The following is a 17,735-nucleotide window of genomic DNA, read 5'->3' as shown; positions in this document are numbered from 1 at the left end:
AAGGTGTGTTGGGCAACTGGTGCAACAACTTGCTTGTTGAGGTAGCGATTGTGAGGTCGTTATAAACGAAGGTGGTAACGCGAAGTGCTCGTCCTTTTTAAGGGACGGGTGCTTTTTTGTTTGGATTTTGCAAATTTAAGGGCAAAGTGAGGTGCACCCTGGAATCGCACAGCAGTTGAGTTTTAAACAGAACAGCACATTAAAAAATTGGAGGATATATCATGAAGAAATCAATTAAGTATTTACTGGGTGGTTTATTTGCCGCCACTTTAGCGTTAGTTGGGGTTTTAGGGTTTGGTCAAAGCCAAACCACCCAAGCGGCTTCCAAAACCGTGACCATTGGGATCATCACCGGGACCAAACAAGATGACGCGGTGTGGAAAGTTGTGTCACAAACCGCCAAGCAAAAATATGGCATTACTTTGAAGTTCCAGAAGTTCACCGATTATAACCAACCTAATAAAGCCCTAGCCAGCGGGGAAATTGATTTGAACTCCTTTCAACATTACGCTTTCTTAAACGCTTGGAACAAATCTAACAAATCTGATTTGACCCCAATTGGCAAGACAATCATGTCCCCAATTCGCCTTTATTCCACGAAGATCAAAAACGTGAAATCGATTAAAAAGGGTGACACCATCACCGTACCTAACGATGCCAGTAATGAATCCCGGGCTTTATTCCTTTTGAAAAATGCCGGTTTGATCACGTTGAAATCTAATTCTAAATTAGTAACCATTAAAGATATCGCCAAAAATCCTAAGAACTTGAATATCAAAGAAGTCGATGCCAGTCAAACTGCCCGTTCCTTATCCGATGCAGCCGCAGCGGTTGTCAATGGCAGTTACGTGAAGGCGGCCAAGCTGTCCACCAAGGATGCCATTTATACCGAACCCGTCAACAAAGATTCAGAACAATGGATCAACATCATCGTTGCCCGTAAGAAGGATAAGAATAACAAGACTTATCAAGATGTTGTGAAAGCTTATCAAACGGCTAAGACTAAAAAAGAGATCAAGGCCCAGTTTGGTAATCTGGAATACGGCGTTTGGGATGTTAAGATCAAATAATTTGTAATTTAGGAGTGCAATTTAAAGATGGCAGAAACGATCATTCAACTGGATAACGTCAGCGTTACCTTCCAGCAAAAAAAGGCCTCGGTCCAGGCGGTCAAAGATGTTACGATTCATATTCAAAAGGGTGACATCTATGGTATCGTTGGTTACTCTGGGGCGGGGAAATCCACCTTAGTGCGGGTCATTAATTTATTGCAGCAACCCACCAGCGGGCGCATCCAGGTTGGGGATGATGTGCTGTTTGATAACGGCCAAGAAGTCATCTCCACCAAGACCCTGCGGCAAAAGCGCCGGAAAATTGGGATGATTTTCCAACATTTCAATTTGCTGTATGAACAAACCGTGATCCAAAATGTGGGCTTTGCGTTAAAACACAGTAATTTAGATAAAAAAGCGATGCAGGCTAAGGCTTTAAAGCTATTAGACATGGTGGATCTGGCCGATAAAGCTGATGCTTATCCCGCCCAATTATCTGGGGGCCAACAACAGCGGGTGGCCATTGCCCGGGCTTTGGCCAATGATCCGGAGATCTTGATTTCAGATGAAGCCACCAGTGCGCTGGATCCTAAAAATACCAATCAAATTTTGGATCTATTACAGCGTTTGAATACCCAATTGGGCTTGACGGTGGTTTTGATCACCCACGAAATGGATGCCGTTAAACGCATCGCCAATCGGGTAGCAGTGATGGATGATGGGGTCGTGATCGAAGAAGGTAGCTTGTTAGATATCTTCACCAATTCTAAAGAACCTCTGACCAAAGAGTTTGTGGGAGCTGAAAAGGGTTCTAAAGCCATTGCGGCCTTAGAAGATGCCCACTTAGCCCAATTGCAGCCGGATGAGATTGCCCTGCAACTCATTTACTTTGGAGAGTCGGTCAGCGAACCTTTAGTGGTGACCTTGTATAAAAACTTTAATGTGGAAGCCAATATTATTTACAGTAACATTGATGTGCTGGGAGAAACAGTGGTTGGGACCAATTTCGTGGTCCTTAAGGGGACTGACGATAACCGCCAAAAAGCCATTGATTTCTTGAAAAAAGCCAATGTGGTTGTGAAACAAATTAAGGCAGGTGACGTGGATCATGGCTAAAACACTGGCAAATATTTTTCCAAACGTGATTTATCAAGGCTGGCTCGGTGATGGGGGCTGGTGGACGTCCATTGTCCAAACTCTGTATATGACTTTTTGGTCAGCAATTTTCGGCGGGATTTTAGGTTTGGTTTTCGGTCTGGCCTTGGTGGTCACCGATGCGGATGGCATTTTACCTAGCCGACATTTGTTTAGTGTCATTGATAAAATCGTCTCCATTTTCCGGGCCATCCCCTTCATTATCTTACTGGCCTTTATCGCCCCAGTGACCCAAAAAATCGTGGGCACCCAAATTGGGACCACGGCCGCGCTAGTGCCCTTGTCTTTAGGGGTCTTTCCCTTTTATGCCCGGCAAGTCCAAGTGGCCTTAAAGAGTGTGGACCATGGGACCATTGAAGCGGCCCAGTCCGTGGGGGCCACCAATAAGGATATTATTGTGGATGTTTACCTACGGGAAGCCCGTTCGGAGTTGATCCGGGTGACCACGGTGACCTTGATCAGCTTAATTGGCTTGACTGCCATGGCTGGGGCCATTGGGGCCGGCGGTTTAGGGAATATGGCCATTTCTTATGGCTATAATCGGTTTGCCAATGATATTACGTTTGTGGCCACCTTATTGGTATTGATCTTAGTGTTGATTGTCCAGATTTTAGGGGATTTCTTAGCCCGAATCTTGGATCATAAAAATGCTTAATAATTGGTTTGGAAGGTCTTAGGTATGGAAGATAAAGCACGTTTAAAAATTTTAACGGATTTAATTCACTTGAATTCAGTAAATGGCAATGAAGCCCCGGTGTCTGCTTATTTGGCAAAGTTATTTGCCAGTCGGGGCATCAAGGTCCGCTTAGATCCTTTTGATGATAACCGCAGTGATTTAATCGCCGAAGTTGGTCAAGGGGTCGATGCCCGGGTGTTGGCTTTTGAAGGTCACCAAGATACGGTGGCTGTCCCAGATTCCAGTCAATGGACCCATGATCCCTTTAAGGCAGAAATCGTGGGGGACAAGCTATATGGCCGGGGGTCGGCGGATATGAAGAGTGGCTTAGCGGCCCAAGTCATTGCTTTGTTAGAACTCATTGATACCGGCCAATTACCCAAAGGGACGGTGCGTTTTATTGCCACCGCCGGGGAAGAATACGGGGCGCCTGGAGCTTATCGCCTGAAAGATCAAGGGGTGGCCCAAGGTATCTCAGCCATGGCAGTGGGGGAACCCACCAGCGGGCAAGTGGTCTATGCCCACGCTGGCAGCCTCAATTATCAAATCAAAAGTTTTGGGGTGGCGGCCCATAGTTCCTTACCGGAAAAAGGCGTCAACGCCATCACCGGGTTGGTGGCTTACATCAATGCCGAACAAACCTTGTTTGATGATGCCCCCAATGACCCATTGTTGGGCACGGTGCGCCACAGTGTAACGATCTTAAAGGCGGGGGATCAGGTGAACACCATCCCCGATTACGCCGAACTTTACGGGAATATCCGGCCCACCAAAGCCTTTGGCAATCAGCAGGTGATCGATCGCATTCAAGCTAAAATCGCCCAGTTAAATGCCCAAAGTCAGGGTAAATTAGAATTCAAACTGATCCATAATTTTTACCCTGTGGCTACGGCCAAAGACAATGCCTTCGTCCAATTAGCGGCGAAGATTGCCCGGGCCACTTACCAAGATCGGCCCGTCGCCCTTAAAACCATCAACGGCGCCACGGATGCCAGTGTCTTTATTCAAGGCAATCCCAAGATGGCGGTGGTGATTCTAGGGGCTGACGCTTGGGATCGAGCTCATCAGGTGGATGAGTACACCACCTTGACTAGCTTTTTCGCGACGATTTCGATTTACAAACGCTTAGCCATTGAATATTTTGAAAGTTGAGACCATTAAAAAACCGTTTGACTAAAGATGACAATCATCTTGGTCAAGCGGTTTTTTGGTGGAGCAATAAATGCTTTATTGCGCAGTGTAACCCCCGTCAACGACGAATTCAGAGCCGGTGGCGAATTTTGATTCATCGGAAGCTAAATAGACACAGATATAACCAATATCGTCAGGGTCGCCAATGTGGCCCATTGGGGTCTTCGTGCGTTCAGACATGGCTGCTTCAAAGCCGGATAAACCTTCTACCATGGGGGTGCGAATATACCCTGGGTGGACGGTGTTGACCCGGACCCCTAAATCATTGATGGCACAGTGCAAAGCAGCTGATTTGGAGAAGATCCGCACGGCCCCTTTAGAAGCGTTGTAAGCGGCTAAATTCGGGTCGCCGATAAAACCTTCGATGGAAGACATATTAATGATGGAACCACCTAAATTTTTGTTCTTCATGCGTTTAATGGCTAGCCGGGTCCCAAAGAAAACGGCGTCTAGATTGATGGCCAATAGGGTATGCCAGTCTTCAGTGGTGGTATCCTCCACATTTTTGCCAATGGCAATCCCGGAATTATTAACTAAGGTGGTTACCGGCCCATACAGCGCTTCGGTTTGATCATAGACTTCCGTCCAGCGGGCTTCATCGGTGACATCTTGTTGCAAGTAAGTGACCACACTGGGATCGCCTAAATCTGCAGCGGCGGCTTCACCGACTTCGGCATTCCGGCCAGTGATGACCACTTTGGCGCCTTCAGCTAAGAAGCGTTTAGCGATACCATAACCAATACCTTTAGTACCGCCAGTAATGATAGCAACTTTATTTTGTAATCTGTTCATTTAAAAAACCTCCAATTTGTTATAAAAAGGGATTAATAAACAATAAGTGAATGCTTTCACAATGAATTATAGTCCCATGTTTTACAGTAAACAAGTTATTTGCTGAACAAACCGGCAGATTTATTTTTAAATAACGGTGAGGCTGACCAATATATTGATATTAAAGCATTAAATGACAAAATTACATAAATATTTTTTTGAAGATAATCATAAATATAATATAAACGCCCTTGAATACAGATTTTCCGTGCAGGTACGCACAAAAAAAGCCGCCGCAAGAATTTATTTTCTTGCAGCGGCTTTTTAGGAAATAACGGTTATTTTAACAGAGCACCCTTTAAGCTTTGGGCTAACTCAAAGTTATCGGTAATGACCCCGGCCACGTTTTTTTCAAACAGGCTGGTCATGGTCTTGGCATCATCAATGGTCCAGATCCGCTGGACGATATCTTCAGGCAGCTCTTGGTAATGCCTTAAATGAAAGCCTTTGAGATGTTCTGCCAGGGTCATAGCTTGGGGATTGATAATGTGATGTCCCGCTAACAGGCAATATTCCTGGGTGGCATCCATTTGATAGGCCAGGCGCAGGGAGTCTAAGTTGAAAGAAGAATAAATCATCGGCTTTTGCAGGGGGTAGCGATTGACCTGGGTAAGGACGATTTCTTCAATATCAATATAGTGGATCTTGTTGGTCTTGAACTCCAGATTTAAGTAGACGGGATAATGATAGGCCATTTCCATGAGGCCAGACAAAGTGGGGATGGGCTCGCCATTGGCTAAATGGTACTGGCGTAATTCTTCTAGGGTCATTTCCCCCACTAACCCCTTGCCATCGGTGGTGCGATTAATGGTTTCATCATGGATGATGACGGGGATGCTGTCCCGAGTCAAATGGACATCGAATTCCAGACCGTCAATGCCGTGGATCAGGGCGTACTCAAAACCAGCTAGGGAATTTTCTGGGAATTTCTTAGGAAAGCCCCGGTGTCCAAAAATTAAGGTTGATGTGGTCATCTTAAAACCTCCTGGTCTTATTTTGGCTTAACGCCGTTTGCTTGGTTGGTTAACTTCAAATTATCATTGATACTTTGGTTGGCCGTAGTCAATGCATTATTGATATCGCCGCCGTTATAAACGGTTTCCATGGCGGTTTCTTCCAATTCCCGGGTCAATTGCATCCCTTGCATCAAAATCCCGGAATTGGTTTTATTAGGTGTAGCGGTGGCTAATTGTTGGGCCGGGACTTTAGCTTCAGGATTGCTGGCATAAAGCTTCTTCAACACAGTTTCATTTTGCGAATCCTTATTCAAGGCTAAGTAGCCAGTGGCTTTTTGCCATTGGGCTTGGTTTTGAGCATTTAAAGCATACTTGATAAATTCAAAGGATCCTTGTTGCACATTTTGAGGTTTGTCATTGCTGATCCATAAAGCGGCCCCGCCAATGGCGACCCCATTGGCTTTGGTGCCATCGGGATGGGGGAAGTAGGTAATACCCAATTTATTTTTGTTATTGGCGGTTAATTGGCCAATGGTGGCACTGGATTGGATGAACATCCCTACTTTATCCGCTAAGAAGCCGGCAATTTGGTTGGTCCCGGCACTGGCGCCAGAACCGTAGTTGATGAAGTTGCCTTGTTGAATATTGCTGCGGATCCATTTTAAGAATTGAACGGTGGTGGGGTTATTTAAATTAACCTTGGTGGGGGTACCATCGTGGCCATCACTGTTATTGGTCAAACTTGTCCTCGCATTGGCCAAGGCTTCTTCTAGCAACCAACCATAGATTTGCACCGTCATCCCTTTAACCTTGTGATTAGAACGGTTATATAACTGGGTAGCGACCCGAGAAATATCACTGTAACTTGGGGAAACTGGGGGTGGGGTAATATGGTATTTCTTTAATAAGGTGGCATTGTAATAGAGCACGGGTTGGGAGGTGTTAAAAGGCATCGCCATTTGTTGGCCATCCTTGGCGTAAAAAGCCCGAGCCCCAGCGGATATTTGGTTTAAGTCATAATTATCAGCATCCGCAAATTTTTGGATAGGGGTGGTGTACTTGCTATCCATCATTTGCGCAGTGGAAATATCAAAAGATTGGAAGACGGCTGGACTGGTATTGGTGCCATGGGTCTGGATGATTTTTTGGACCGCTTCATCATAAGAGCCTTGATAAGCGGGGACAACTTCATATTTATCTTGAGACTTATTAAAGCCATCCACGATTTTTAACAGGGCTTGTTCCGCGGGACCGCCCATTTCGTGCCAAAAGACCACTTGGGTCTTACCGTCACTGGTGGCAGCTTGTACGGCTTGGGGTTTTTGCGCTACAGCTAAGCCCAGCAGGGTCAAAACCACTGCGAAAAGGCTGATCAGGTCATATTTGAGATATTTGGACAACTGCTTCATCATTTGACGGCACCTTCGTTCATGCCAGATTTGAAGTAGTGTTGGCCCACAAACAAAACAATTAACGTGGGGATGACCACAATGGCTGCACTGGCTTGAATCATGCCCCAATCATTGAAAGTTTCTTCAGATTGTAATTGACGCAGGCCATTTTGAATCGGCCGAAAATTGTTGCTAAATGTTGTTAACATGGGCCATAAGTATTCGTTCCAAGAACCTAGGAAACTATATGCCGCCAGAGTCAACAGACTGATGCGGTTATAAGGCAAGACGATCTTGCCATAAAATTGAAAATGGTTTAAACCTTCAATATCGGCGGCTTCTTTTAATTCTGCGGGCATTTGTTTGAAGGATTGCCGTAACATGAAGACCCCAAAGGCGCTGGTCAAGAAGGGGATAATCATGACCCCATAGCCATTGAGCAGGCCCAGGCTTTTAACGGTTTGAAAGTTGGGAATGATTTCAGCTTCAAAGGGCAACATCATGGTGACTAAGAATAAGCCAAAGAGTAAATTGCGGAATTTGAATTTCAAAAAGACAAAGGCATAGGCGGCCATGGAGCAAAAGAACAGTTGGGCGAACATGGTCACGGTGGAAATTAACAAACTATTGCCTAAATAGCGCAAGATAGGTGTTTTGGTAAAGGCACTTATATAGTTATTAAAGGATAAGGCTGTACTAAAGAAATTACCCTTAGCGATATCCATGGTTGGTAAAAAGCTGGTCCATAGGCCAATCAAAAAGGGACCCAGGACAACGATGGTCAAGATGATTAAGGCAGCATAACTTAAGGTTTTTTGCCAAGGAGATTGCTTGGTAAAAGTCATTAGTAGTTCACCCGTCTTTCCAAAATTTTAAATTGTAATAAGGTGAATAGGGCAATAATCACGGTTAAAATGATCGATTCGGCACTGGCCTGGGCGAAGTTGCCACTGTAGAAGGCATCTTTATAAATGCGATATACCAACATATTGGTGGCATTCGTCGGGCCGCCTTTGGTGATCAGATCAATTAACCCAAAACTCTTAAAGGACCCAATCAAGGTAATGATGGAGACGAAGAACAACGTTGGGGAGATCATGGGAATGGTGATATGGAAAAATTGATAACCAGGTTTAGCGCCAGCGACACTGGCAGCTTCATAAAGGCTGGTGGGAACGGATTGAATGGCCCCTAATAAAATTAAGAAGGTAAAGCCTAGATTCATCCAAACGGTGGTGATCACGACAGCAACCATGGCAGTATTGGGTTGGGTCAGCCAGTTGATCACAGGCAAATGCAACCAATTGCTCAATAAGGACAAAAAGCCAGTAGAGGGGTTAAAAATGAAGAGCCAAAAGATGGCAGCAACGGAGACGGAAACCCCCATGGTAGCCGAGAATAACGTTCTGAAAATACCAATCCCGGGCAAGGTTTCACTGGCCAAGTGGGCCAATAAGAGGCCTAGGGCAATGGTTAAAATGGTCACGGCAAAAACGTAGATCAAGGTAACCCCTAAACTATTTAAATAATCGGCCGAGGTCAATAAACGGACATAATTGCCCAGACCAGCGAAAACGGTGGTTTTACCCAGGCCACTGGTGAGAAATAAGCTGATATAAAGCGTTTTGATCATGGGATAAAAAACGAAAAGGGCTAATAATAAGACGGAAGGGCCCAAAAATAATAGGGCATAATACTTATCTTTGGCATTAAGGGCAAAGACCTTGGTCCGGCTTTTGGCTTTGGGCGTGGTAGGGGTCACGTCCAGGGACTCTGGTTCAGGTTCGGCGACATTTTTAAGCATAGCTCATGGCCTCCTTTGTCAGGTGCAGACGTTGGCCCTTGGAATCAAAGAGCATGACTTTACCGCTGGCGCCAATTTGGACCGGTTGATAACTTCTGAAGTTGGCTTGACCATCAACTAACACGCGTACGGCGGTTCCACTGTTTAAAGTGGCATAAACAATGGTTTCATCCCCCAGATATTCGATATTATCCACTACGGCGTTGGCGTTTAATTCGGAGCTGTCGGCAATGGTCAAATCGTTAGGGCGGATGCCAACTTTGACTTCGGTGGCGGGAATGGTTTGATTGAGATTCAAGGCAAAGTCGGCGGTGATATCCAGGCTGGTCTGGCTACCCGCAGTTTTAACGGCCGGCAGTAGGTTGATTTGCGGGGTGCCAAAGAACTGGGCCACAAATTCATTGGCGGGTTCTTGATAAATTTCACTGGGCGTGCCAATTTGTTGAACTTGGCGGTCGTTTAAGACCATGATATGGTCGGCCATGGTCATGGCTTCCACTTGATCATGGGTCACGTAGATCAAAGTCAGGCCGAGTTTACGTTGGAGATTATAAATTTCTTGGCGCATTTTGATCCGTAATTGAGCGTCTAAGTTGGATAAGGGTTCATCCATTAAACAGATATTGCTATCATCAGCCACAGCCCGGGCTAAAGCCACCCGTTGCCGCTGACCACCGGAGAGTTCTCGAGGTTTACGGTCTTTAAATTCCGTCAAACCCACCATATCTAAGGCTTTGGCTACCCGGTCTTTGATATCGACTTTGGCGATTTTACGGGCATTTAAACCAAAAGCCACATTATTCCAAACATTTAAAAATGGATAAAGGGCATAACTTTGAAAAACCATGGATAGTTTACGGTCTTTGGGAGCTAAGTCGTTGACCACCCGACCGTTAATTTTGATTTCGCCGCCTGAAATAGAGCCCAAACCAGCAATCATCCGCAGAAGGGTACTTTTCCCGGAACCAGATGGGCCAACAATCACAAAAAACTCACCCGTTTGAATTTCGGCACTGATATCGGTTAAAGTTTCCGGGTCATTGTCAAAACGTTTGCTAACATTTTCCAACACAATGGACACATAAATCACCTCATAAATAGACTTAGTTACGAATATTAATTGTGAGGGTCCATTGTAAAAGGCCCACACAATTTGCGTAAAACTACTGTAAATATTCAGAAAAACGCTTGCAATATATTTTGGTTGTTGTATACTTTAATCGTTATAAGAAATGACGTTTCTTAAATAGAAATTACCGAAGGGAGAAATTCTAATGAGTTTTAGTATGGTTACCCGTTATGCACATAGTCCCAAAGATATTGAACATTACAGCACTGAGGATCTACGCAATGAGTTCTTAATGGAAAAGATTTTTAATCCGGGGGACATTTTATTAACTTATACTTACAATGATCGGATGATTTTTGGGGGTGTGACCCCTACCACTGAACCTTTAGAGATCAAGTTAGACAAGCAATTAGGGGTAGATTACTTCTTACAACGCCGGGAATTAGGGTTTATCAATATTGGCGGTTCTGGGTCCGTGACTATCGATGGTCAAAAAGACGATATTGTGGCCCATGATGGCTATTACATTGGTAAGGGTACAAAATCCGTCCAATTTGCCTCTGATGATCCTGAAAAACCAGCGAAGTTCTACGTGGTCTCAACCCCGGCCCACAAAACTTATCCTAACAAGAAATTGCCGTTTGCCAATGCTTTGAAGAAACCAATTGGCGATCAAGAACATTTGAACAAACGGGTCATTTATAAATATATTGACGCTTCTCAAATGGATACTTGCCAATTACAAATGGGTTATACCGTTTTGGAACCAGGCTCCTCTTGGAACACCATGCCGGCTCATACCCACGCTCGGCGGATGGAAACTTACTTATATTGCGAGTTTGGTACACCGGATACCCGGGTGGTCCACTTCTTAGGGGAACCCACCGCGTCTAAACATATCTTCTTGGAACCCGACCAAGCCGTTGTGAACCCAAGCTGGTCCATTCACTGTGGTGTTGGGACAACAAGTTATTCCTTCATCTGGGCCATGTGTGGTGAAAACCAAACCTATGATGATATGGATCAAGTTCCCATGCATGAATTAAGATAATCCAGCTAATTTGGGCTTTTTGACGAATACAATATAAGAGGAGATCTTTTTATGGCACAATCACCAGAAGAAATTAAACAAAACGAAGCAGCGTTAGATAAATTTAAAATGTCCGCGTTTGATTTAAGTGGCAAAGTTGCCGTTATTACCGGCGGCAACACTGGGTTAGGCCAAGGCTATGCCGTGGCGTTAGCTGAAGCCGGCGCTGACATTTACATTCCAACTTATGGCAAAGCTGAATGGGATACTACCCGGGAAATGATTGAAAAACGGGGTCGCAAAGTTGAATTTGAAGCGGTTGATTTGACTGAAAAAGACATTGCCCCTAAAGTTATCCAACGGGCCATCGATGCCTTTGGCCATATCGATATTCTGATCAACAATGCCGGGATGATTAAACGTAATCCGTTATTGGAATCTAAGGATGAAGATTGGGATCGGGTCATCAACATCAACTTAAACACGGTCTATCACATGTCCATGGCTGCTGCCAAAGTATTTGCCAAACAAAAATCTGGCAAGATCATCAACATTGGTTCCATGTTATCCTTCCAAGGTGGGAAATTCATTCCTTCCTACACCGCTTCTAAACACGGGGTTGCCGGATTAACCAAGGCCTTCGCCAGTGAAATGGGTGCTTATAATGTCCAAGTCAACGCCATTGCCCCTGGTTATATTAAGACGGCCAACACGGCCCCAATTCGAGCTGATAAAGCCCGTAATCAAGAAATCTTAGACCGCATCCCTGCCGGTCACTGGGCTGAACCCCATGAATTAATGGGTGTCGCCGTCTTCTTGGCCAGTCATGCAGCTGATTATGTCAATGGCCATATCTTAGCAGTTGATGGTGGCTACTTAGTTCGCTAGACTGTCGAATATGAATGAATGCTAAAGAAGCCGACGCAAAATCATATTTTTGCGTCGGCTTCTTGCTAGTTTTTTTGAAATAAAACATGGTTTTTTGATTTTTGCTGATTATGTGCGATAATGTTGATGGTATATTTTAAAACGCGTTTCGTTAATCCAGACAATTTTTAAGGAGAACTAATAAGATGGCTAATTTACAAAGAGTTAAAGTGTTACAAAAGATTGAAGACGCTGGTGTGGTGGCTGTTGTTCGGGGCGAATCCGTGGAGCAAGCTGTTAAAATCAGTGCAGCGGCGATCAAAGGCGGCGTCAAAGGCATCGAATTGACGTTTACTGTGCCCCATGCCGACCAAGCTATCGCCCAATTGGTTGATAAATTTGGCGCTGATCAAGCTATTATTGGGGCTGGAACGGTTTTAGACGCCACCTCAGCCCGCTTGGCGATTATGGCTGGTGCTCAATATGTGATCAGCCCAAGTTTCAGCGCTGATGTGGCTAAGATTTGTAATTTGTATCAGGTCCCTTACATGCCCGGGTGTTTCACCATGACTGAAATGCAAACGGCCCTTGAAGCTGGTTGTGATATTGTGAAACTGTTCCCTGGCAGTGTGGCTGGTCCTGGGATGGTGAAGGCTGTGAAAGCTCCATTCCCACAAATGAATATCATGCCAACCGGTGGGGTTAGTTTGGATAACTTAGAAGCCTGGTTTGCTGCTGGCGTCATTGCTGTTGGTGCCGGGAGTAATTTAGTCGGTCCTGGTGAAAAGGGTGACTATGACCAGGTCACTAAAAATGCAGAAGCTTATGTGGCTAAAATCAAGGCAATCAAACAAGGATAAAGGGGCGCATTTTTCATGAATGAAGTTCTATTATTAAAGCCAGTTTTTCACGAAAAAATTTGGGGTGGGCAAAAATTGGCCCAGTTCGGTTATAAATTACCCGCCACTGATATTGGTGAATGTTGGGCGATCTCTGGCCATCCCCATGGGACCAATACCATTGAAAATGGTGATTATGCTGGCCAAACCTTAGCCCAATTGTGGCAAGATCATCGGGAGCTATTTGATAATATGCCCGGAGATCGTTTTCCGTTGTTGACGAAAATTTTGGATGCCGAAGCTAGTTTATCCGTTCAAGTCCATCCCGGGGATGCCTATGCCAAAGAACATGCCCATGATTTAGGGAAGACCGAATGCTGGTATATCATTGATGCCGATCCTGGTGCTTATTTGATTTATGGGCATCACGCTAAAACCAAGGCTGAGTTTGAAGACCTTGTCCATGCAGGTCAATGGGATAAGTTATTGCGGAAACAGCCGGTTAAAACCGGGGACTTTGTGTACGTTCCCAGTGGCACGGTCCATGCCTTGAATAAGGGGATCATGGCCTTAGAAACCCAACAAAGTTCCGATACCACTTATCGCTTATATGATTATGATCGCATTGACAAAACCACTGGTGAAAAACGTGAACTTCATTTAAAAGATGCCTTTAATGTCACGCAAATTCCTTTTGAACCAGTGGCTGCCAATACCACTTCTAAAACCGTGGGGGCCTCAACGTTAACTACCTTGGTGAGCGCGCCAGTTTCCAAGTACTTCAACGTTTATCGTTGGGTGATCAAAGATGAAGTGGCCTTTAAGAAAGCATTTCCTTGTACGTTGATCTCCGTTTTACACGGCCAGGGTAAATTACAGGTAGGGTCAACCACTTATGAGCTTAAACGGGGTGACCATTTACTACTGACCGCGAAAGCCAGCGCTTGGACCTTGTCTGGGGATATGGACATCATCGCTTCCGTCCCAGGGAAACAAGCCCAATAAAAAAAGACCGCACCCAGCAATTTGCCAGATGGGTCTTTCAAAAAGTTGGGTCAGTTATTGCCCCAATTGAACCACAGCGAGGCCACGCCCACGGCGGCAATCACGCCCAGTATCAAAATGCCGGATAAGGCAAACTTGAAAACGGTGAAGCCGCCTAAGGCAAATAGGCCAATACTGATAAAGGGATGGCGCAGGATCAAGCCAAACAATTTCACAATTAAAAATAAGATCAATACTAACGCAACGATCGCACCAATCATGACCGCACCGCCTAAGGAATGACCATTGCCATTCGTGGCGGCGGTTGCTAATGCCGGTTGAAAGAACATGTTTTTCACCTCAATAATGTGCCTGTGCTTGATGGATGCCTTTATTCTAGCAGGAATTCAGGCGGCTGATATCAGTACTTAGACTGAATTTCAACTGAGTGCTAAGCCATGACAGGCGTTGTGCACGTGTATTATAATTGAGACATGAGTTATCGACAAGTTATAAAGTAAGTGGAAAGGAGGCCAACTTATGCTAGAACCAACCCAACAACCCTTATATGGTGGAGTTTTATTAAAAGCGAAAGATATTTTAGATTTTATCTTAGAAAGCGATACGCCACCTTCTTTAAAGGAAATTAGTGATAATGTTCCTATGACTAAATCCACGGTGTACAAAATTCTGCAAACTTTAGAGTATGTTGGTTTTGTCCGTTGCTTAGGGGAAGATAAGCGCTACTATTTAGGCACGGTATTTTTGAGTTATGCTCAAAAGACGCTAGGTACGTTTGACATCAATTTAGTAGCCCAGCCTTATTTGACCAAGTTGCGGGACATCACCAATGAAACTGTTAACCTAGGGATTTTAGACAGCAATGAGGTTGTCTTATTAGCTAAACTGGAAAGCCCCAACAGTGTGAATTTAGTATCGCGGATCGGTAAAGGAATGATGCTGTATTCTTCAGCTATGGGTAAGGCAATTTTGTCCACTTATCCCGCGGTGAAACTCAATCAGTACTTGGCAACCACCAAGTTGGTGCCTTTAACAGCCAATACGATTACTGATAAACAAAAATTAAAAGCCAACATTCAATTAACGCAAGCACAAGGTTACGCCATTGAAAATAGTGAAAACCAACAAGATATTTTCTGTGTGGGCTTTCCTTTAGTCAAAAATAACCGGATTTACGGCGCTTTTAGTGTCAGTGCACCCCGTTATCGGGTCAAACAAACTAACTTAGATTTATTTATCAAAGAAGGCCGTAAAGCTCAACAAGAGATCTTGGCCGCAATTTAAGATTATTTTAAAACAGACAGCTAGGTGATGGACTTTTTGTTCATGCTGGTTGTCTGTTTTTTGATGGGTAAAGTTTATAGCGTACATGATACATAGGGTAGCATGTATGCCGATAAACAGGATTAGTTCAGTGATTTTATTTCTGAAGGTCGGTTAATTTGGTTTAGCTAACCAATGATAAATCTTACAATAGTGGCATGATTTTGCAGATAGTCTTATAATTAAAACGGTGGCGCTTACATTGCCAGTGTTTTTTAAATGGTCTAAAACTAAATAATATTTAGGTATCCAAAAATTAATGTTGATAAGTACAACTAATAACTGTATTATAACAACATGAGTACTTATTTTTTCTAGGTTCGTTAGGTTTAATTCACATATTGCAGAAACGAGGTTTGATAGGATATGGATGAAGCCACATTATTGACAAGACAATTGGTACAGATAGACAGTTCTGATCCCGGTGCATATGAAACGGAGATTGGCGATTTCATTGCAGACTGGTTAAAACATAATGCGCCAACTGCGATGATTGAAAAAGAAGAAGTTTTACCTTCGCGGTTTAACGTCCGCGCTGTTCTCCAAGGCGAAGAGACGCACCCAGCTTTAGTTTACATCTGCCACATGGACACGGTTGTGCTAGGGGATGATTGGCAAAAAAGTAAGCCCCTGGCTGGGGAATTCATTGATGACCGCTTATATGGCCGCGGTGCCTGTGATATGAAGAGTGGCCTAGCTTGCGCCATGTTAGCATTTGCGGATATGGCTAAACAAGTTGCGGCTGGTCGAAAATTAAAACATAATTTTGTATTAATAGCTTCTTGTGATGAAGAAGATTACATGCGGGGCGTCGAACAAGCCATTCGCTCCAAATGGGTAGATAAAACAGATTGGGTCTTAGATGGCGAACCCACAAATGGCAAAATTCGGGTGGCACATAAGGGTCGAACTTGGATCACAGTTGAAGTTCAAGGCGTCACAGCCCATGCCAGCACACCTGAAAAAGGTGCGGATGCCATTGCGGCTTTAGCGGAAATCATCACCAGAACGCGGCACGAAGTTCAAGCGTTTCCCAAGCATGAGACCCTAGGGGCTTCTACCATTACTTTTGGGATGATCAAGGGCGGTTATCGGCCTTACGTCGTGCCAGATCAAGCAAAGGTTTGGATTGATTTGCGCTTAGTACCGCCTTTAAGTACATCGCGGGTCCTTAAGGCGATTCGGGATGTCAGCCAAGAAATCGAAAAAGAAATCAATGGGATTAAAGTGAGTATTACCGTTGATGGCGACCGGCCACCAATTGAATCCGATCCCAACAGCCCGCTGTTAAGTGTCTTGAAAGAAACCGTGGCCGACGTCACAGCAGCCCCGGCGCAAGTTGGCGTCTTTACCGGGTATACGGACACTGCAGTCATTGCTGGTAAATTAGATAATCATAATTGCATGTCTTATGGCCCAGGGGATTTGGAAGTTGCCCATAAGCCTGACGAGTATGTAGACCGAGCTGATATTAAACGGGTGGCCCAAGTATTCAAGGATTTGGCTAATAAAGTTTTATAAAATGACCTATCAATAGTTAGGCTTGAAAAGCGTTGGTGGCAAGTGGCTGCTAGCGCTTTTTATAATTATGGGCAAGCAAATCTCAGCCAGTCTGTGGGAAATAGGTGTATCATACCTATATTAAAGTTGGCTGGACTTTGAGACATATTCAGCTACTATTTAAGGAGTAAATATATAAAATGATTAAATATAAATACGATACCCAATGTCTTATTGAGGGCCATGATTTAGACGAAGATGTGATTTCGAATTATATTGAAACGCACTTTGAAGGCGACAGCTTATTAGCCGTTGGGGATGAAAGCTTAATCAAGATTCATTTCCATACCAATAAACCTTGGGAAATTCTAGAATATTGTGCATCCTTAGGCGAGATATTTGATATTGTTGTGGAGGATATGGATCGGCAGTCTCGGGGGTTGAAGGGGTAAGGAAAGGCAGAACATTACCTTGGATAAGCAACTATTAATGGCAGTAACTAATTTTGTAATTTCAAAGTATGAAAAAAGAGTGTACTAGACGTGAATCGCCAGGTACACTCTTTTTGATATAACAGAAATTTACCTGTTATAGTGATAATTTCTAGTTCAGTTTTTCAAATAAAACGGGTAAATCTTTTTTTGCGTTCTCTAATTTTTTAAATTCGGAAATATCAGCTAAACCTAATGACGTACTGCCACTGTGTTGTAATCTGTATTCAGAAAGAATAAAGTTGAGCGTCGAAATTTCTTGATCAGATAATACGACTGTTTTATCCATAATAATCACCTCAAAATTATATCCATAGTATTACTTGCTTTCAATATCAATAATAGCTGATATTGCCTGATTGTCAAGGTATTTCATGAAAACAGACAGCTAAAGAATAGCAGATATTCATTATGTTTTTCATTGAACAAAATTAAAGACTATAATTTAAAAGCCATATTTTCTTAAAACAAAACTTTATTGTGACAAATTAGGATGTTTTCCTATTATAATAGCATTCTAAGAATACAGAGTTTTGCATTCAAAGTTAAACGTTT

Annotated in this window: 19 protein-coding genes; 11 read left to right on the top strand and 8 right to left on the bottom strand. The window is 43.9% G+C overall.

The window, feature by feature from the left end:
• Positions 1-221 precede the first annotated feature (221 nt).
• The 4 genes from FC83_RS14535 to FC83_RS14520 are packed head-to-tail and all read left to right on the top strand — an operon-like array spanning position 222 to position 4,035.
• A complete protein-coding gene (locus FC83_RS14535) occupies positions 222-1,070 on the top strand; it encodes a MetQ/NlpA family ABC transporter substrate-binding protein (protein ID WP_035452567.1) in 849 nt (282 codons plus the stop codon).
• Between the two features lie 27 nt (positions 1,071-1,097).
• On the top strand, positions 1,098-2,168 hold the full coding sequence (locus tag FC83_RS14530; protein WP_035452564.1) for a methionine ABC transporter ATP-binding protein: 1,071 nt from the start codon (positions 1,098-1,100) through the stop codon (positions 2,166-2,168).
• Complete coding sequence (locus tag FC83_RS14525) at positions 2,161-2,862, top strand: methionine ABC transporter permease (RefSeq protein WP_035452560.1); 702 nt, start codon at positions 2,161-2,163, stop codon at positions 2,860-2,862. The genes FC83_RS14530 and FC83_RS14525 overlap by 8 nt, the downstream gene beginning before the upstream one ends.
• 24 nt (positions 2,863-2,886) lie before the next feature.
• On the top strand, positions 2,887-4,035 hold the full coding sequence (locus FC83_RS14520; protein WP_057002931.1) for an ArgE/DapE family deacylase: 1,149 nt from the start codon (positions 2,887-2,889) through the stop codon (positions 4,033-4,035).
• A 75-nt stretch (positions 4,036-4,110) separates the two neighbouring features.
• Here the strand turns inward: FC83_RS14520 and FC83_RS14515 are convergent, their stop codons facing one another.
• The 6 genes from FC83_RS14515 to FC83_RS14490 form a co-directional block, all read right to left on the bottom strand.
• Positions 4,111-4,866: an NADP-dependent (R)-specific alcohol dehydrogenase gene (locus FC83_RS14515; RefSeq protein WP_035452557.1), complete on the bottom strand. Its 756-nt coding sequence runs from the start codon at positions 4,864-4,866 to the stop codon at positions 4,111-4,113.
• A 317-nt stretch (positions 4,867-5,183) separates the two neighbouring features.
• Entirely contained in the window at positions 5,184-5,879 is a 696-nt protein-coding gene (locus tag FC83_RS14510; protein ID WP_035452555.1) for a glycerophosphodiester phosphodiesterase, read from the bottom strand.
• 17 nt (positions 5,880-5,896) lie between these two features.
• A complete protein-coding gene (locus FC83_RS14505) occupies positions 5,897-7,270 on the bottom strand; it encodes an ABC transporter substrate-binding protein (RefSeq protein WP_420805638.1) in 1,374 nt (457 codons plus the stop codon).
• On the bottom strand, positions 7,270-8,097 hold the full coding sequence (locus FC83_RS14500) for a carbohydrate ABC transporter permease (RefSeq protein ID WP_035452549.1): 828 nt from the start codon (positions 8,095-8,097) through the stop codon (positions 7,270-7,272). Before FC83_RS14500 ends, FC83_RS14505 begins: the two co-directional genes overlap by 1 nt.
• Complete coding sequence (locus FC83_RS14495) at positions 8,097-9,056, bottom strand: carbohydrate ABC transporter permease (RefSeq protein WP_057002930.1); 960 nt, start codon at positions 9,054-9,056, stop codon at positions 8,097-8,099. Before FC83_RS14495 ends, FC83_RS14500 begins: the two co-directional genes overlap by 1 nt.
• Complete coding sequence (locus tag FC83_RS14490) at positions 9,049-10,137, bottom strand: ABC transporter ATP-binding protein (protein ID WP_035452546.1); 1,089 nt, start codon at positions 10,135-10,137, stop codon at positions 9,049-9,051. The genes FC83_RS14495 and FC83_RS14490 overlap by 8 nt, the downstream gene beginning before the upstream one ends.
• Positions 10,138-10,330: 193 nt before the next feature.
• Between FC83_RS14490 and kduI the strand changes: the two genes are divergently transcribed.
• The 4 genes from kduI (at position 10,331) to manA (ending at position 13,866) form a co-directional block, all read left to right on the top strand.
• Complete coding sequence (gene kduI / locus FC83_RS14485) at positions 10,331-11,176, top strand: 5-dehydro-4-deoxy-D-glucuronate isomerase (protein WP_035452543.1); 846 nt, start codon at positions 10,331-10,333, stop codon at positions 11,174-11,176.
• A 51-nt stretch (positions 11,177-11,227) separates the two neighbouring features.
• A complete protein-coding gene (gene kduD, locus FC83_RS14480; RefSeq protein WP_035452540.1) occupies positions 11,228-12,043 on the top strand; it encodes a 2-dehydro-3-deoxy-D-gluconate 5-dehydrogenase KduD in 816 nt (271 codons plus the stop codon).
• Positions 12,044-12,228: 185 nt separating this feature from the next.
• Positions 12,229-12,882 (top strand): bifunctional 2-keto-4-hydroxyglutarate aldolase/2-keto-3-deoxy-6-phosphogluconate aldolase, encoded by a 654-nt coding sequence (locus FC83_RS14475; protein ID WP_035452538.1) that lies wholly within the window; start codon positions 12,229-12,231, stop codon positions 12,880-12,882.
• A gap of 15 nt (positions 12,883-12,897) precedes the next feature.
• Positions 12,898-13,866: a mannose-6-phosphate isomerase, class I gene (gene manA / locus FC83_RS14470; protein ID WP_035452535.1), complete on the top strand. Its 969-nt coding sequence runs from the start codon at positions 12,898-12,900 to the stop codon at positions 13,864-13,866.
• A gap of 50 nt (positions 13,867-13,916) precedes the next feature.
• Here manA and FC83_RS14465 read toward each other — a convergent pair whose 3' ends face one another.
• Positions 13,917-14,195 carry a hypothetical protein gene (locus FC83_RS14465; protein WP_035452533.1) on the bottom strand — a complete coding sequence of 93 codons (279 nt, stop codon included), beginning with the start codon at positions 14,193-14,195 and terminating at the stop codon, positions 13,917-13,919.
• Between the two features lie 190 nt (positions 14,196-14,385).
• Here FC83_RS14465 and FC83_RS14460 point away from each other — a divergent pair, with 190 nt between their 5' ends.
• The 3 genes from FC83_RS14460 (at position 14,386) to FC83_RS14450 (ending at position 17,141) form a co-directional block, all read left to right on the top strand.
• Entirely contained in the window at positions 14,386-15,150 is a 765-nt protein-coding gene (locus tag FC83_RS14460) for an IclR family transcriptional regulator (RefSeq protein WP_035452530.1), read from the top strand.
• A gap of 405 nt (positions 15,151-15,555) precedes the next feature.
• Positions 15,556-16,710 (top strand): M20 family metallopeptidase, encoded by a 1,155-nt coding sequence (locus tag FC83_RS14455; protein ID WP_057002929.1) that lies wholly within the window; start codon positions 15,556-15,558, stop codon positions 16,708-16,710.
• 179 nt (positions 16,711-16,889) lie between these two features.
• Positions 16,890-17,141: a dihydroxyacetone kinase gene (locus FC83_RS14450; protein WP_035452527.1), complete on the top strand. Its 252-nt coding sequence runs from the start codon at positions 16,890-16,892 to the stop codon at positions 17,139-17,141.
• Between the two features lie 151 nt (positions 17,142-17,292).
• Here FC83_RS14450 and FC83_RS17130 read toward each other — a convergent pair whose 3' ends face one another.
• A complete protein-coding gene (locus FC83_RS17130) occupies positions 17,293-17,469 on the bottom strand; it encodes a hypothetical protein (protein WP_156405613.1) in 177 nt (58 codons plus the stop codon).
• Positions 17,470-17,735: the final 266 nt, after the last annotated feature.

The sequence above is a fragment of the Agrilactobacillus composti DSM 18527 = JCM 14202 genome, from assembly GCF_001436375.1.
Taxonomy (GTDB): domain Bacteria; phylum Bacillota; class Bacilli; order Lactobacillales; family Lactobacillaceae; genus Agrilactobacillus; species Agrilactobacillus composti.
This window is presented reverse-complemented; position numbering and strand designations above follow the sequence as displayed.

Excerpts from the sequence above, each read along its gene's own strand:
- FC83_RS14465 (WP_035452533.1), bottom strand. The coding sequence starts at position 14,195 with ATGTTCTTTCAACCGGCATTAGCAACCGCCGCCACGAATGGCAATGGT.
- kduI (WP_035452543.1), top strand. The coding sequence starts at position 10,331 with ATGAGTTTTAGTATGGTTACCCGTTATGCACATAGTCCCAAAGATATT.
- FC83_RS14460 (WP_035452530.1), top strand. The coding sequence starts at position 14,386 with ATGCTAGAACCAACCCAACAACCCTTATATGGTGGAGTTTTATTAAAA.
- FC83_RS14500 (WP_035452549.1), bottom strand. The coding sequence starts at position 8,097 with ATGACTTTTACCAAGCAATCTCCTTGGCAAAAAACCTTAAGTTATGCT.
- FC83_RS17130 (WP_156405613.1), bottom strand. The coding sequence starts at position 17,469 with ATGGATAAAACAGTCGTATTATCTGATCAAGAAATTTCGACGCTCAAC.
- kduD (WP_035452540.1), top strand. The coding sequence starts at position 11,228 with ATGGCACAATCACCAGAAGAAATTAAACAAAACGAAGCAGCGTTAGAT.
- FC83_RS14505 (WP_420805638.1), bottom strand. The coding sequence starts at position 7,270 with ATGAAGCAGTTGTCCAAATATCTCAAATATGACCTGATCAGCCTTTTC.
- FC83_RS14450 (WP_035452527.1), top strand. The coding sequence starts at position 16,890 with ATGATTAAATATAAATACGATACCCAATGTCTTATTGAGGGCCATGAT.
- FC83_RS14510 (WP_035452555.1), bottom strand. The coding sequence starts at position 5,879 with ATGACCACATCAACCTTAATTTTTGGACACCGGGGCTTTCCTAAGAAA.
- FC83_RS14495 (WP_057002930.1), bottom strand. The coding sequence starts at position 9,056 with ATGCTTAAAAATGTCGCCGAACCTGAACCAGAGTCCCTGGACGTGACC.
- FC83_RS14525 (WP_035452560.1), top strand. The coding sequence starts at position 2,161 with ATGGCTAAAACACTGGCAAATATTTTTCCAAACGTGATTTATCAAGGC.
- FC83_RS14535 (WP_035452567.1), top strand. The coding sequence starts at position 222 with ATGAAGAAATCAATTAAGTATTTACTGGGTGGTTTATTTGCCGCCACT.
- FC83_RS14515 (WP_035452557.1), bottom strand. The coding sequence starts at position 4,866 with ATGAACAGATTACAAAATAAAGTTGCTATCATTACTGGCGGTACTAAA.
- manA (WP_035452535.1), top strand. The coding sequence starts at position 12,898 with ATGAATGAAGTTCTATTATTAAAGCCAGTTTTTCACGAAAAAATTTGG.
- FC83_RS14455 (WP_057002929.1), top strand. The coding sequence starts at position 15,556 with ATGGATGAAGCCACATTATTGACAAGACAATTGGTACAGATAGACAGT.
- FC83_RS14475 (WP_035452538.1), top strand. The coding sequence starts at position 12,229 with ATGGCTAATTTACAAAGAGTTAAAGTGTTACAAAAGATTGAAGACGCT.
- FC83_RS14530 (WP_035452564.1), top strand. The coding sequence starts at position 1,098 with ATGGCAGAAACGATCATTCAACTGGATAACGTCAGCGTTACCTTCCAG.
- FC83_RS14520 (WP_057002931.1), top strand. The coding sequence starts at position 2,887 with ATGGAAGATAAAGCACGTTTAAAAATTTTAACGGATTTAATTCACTTG.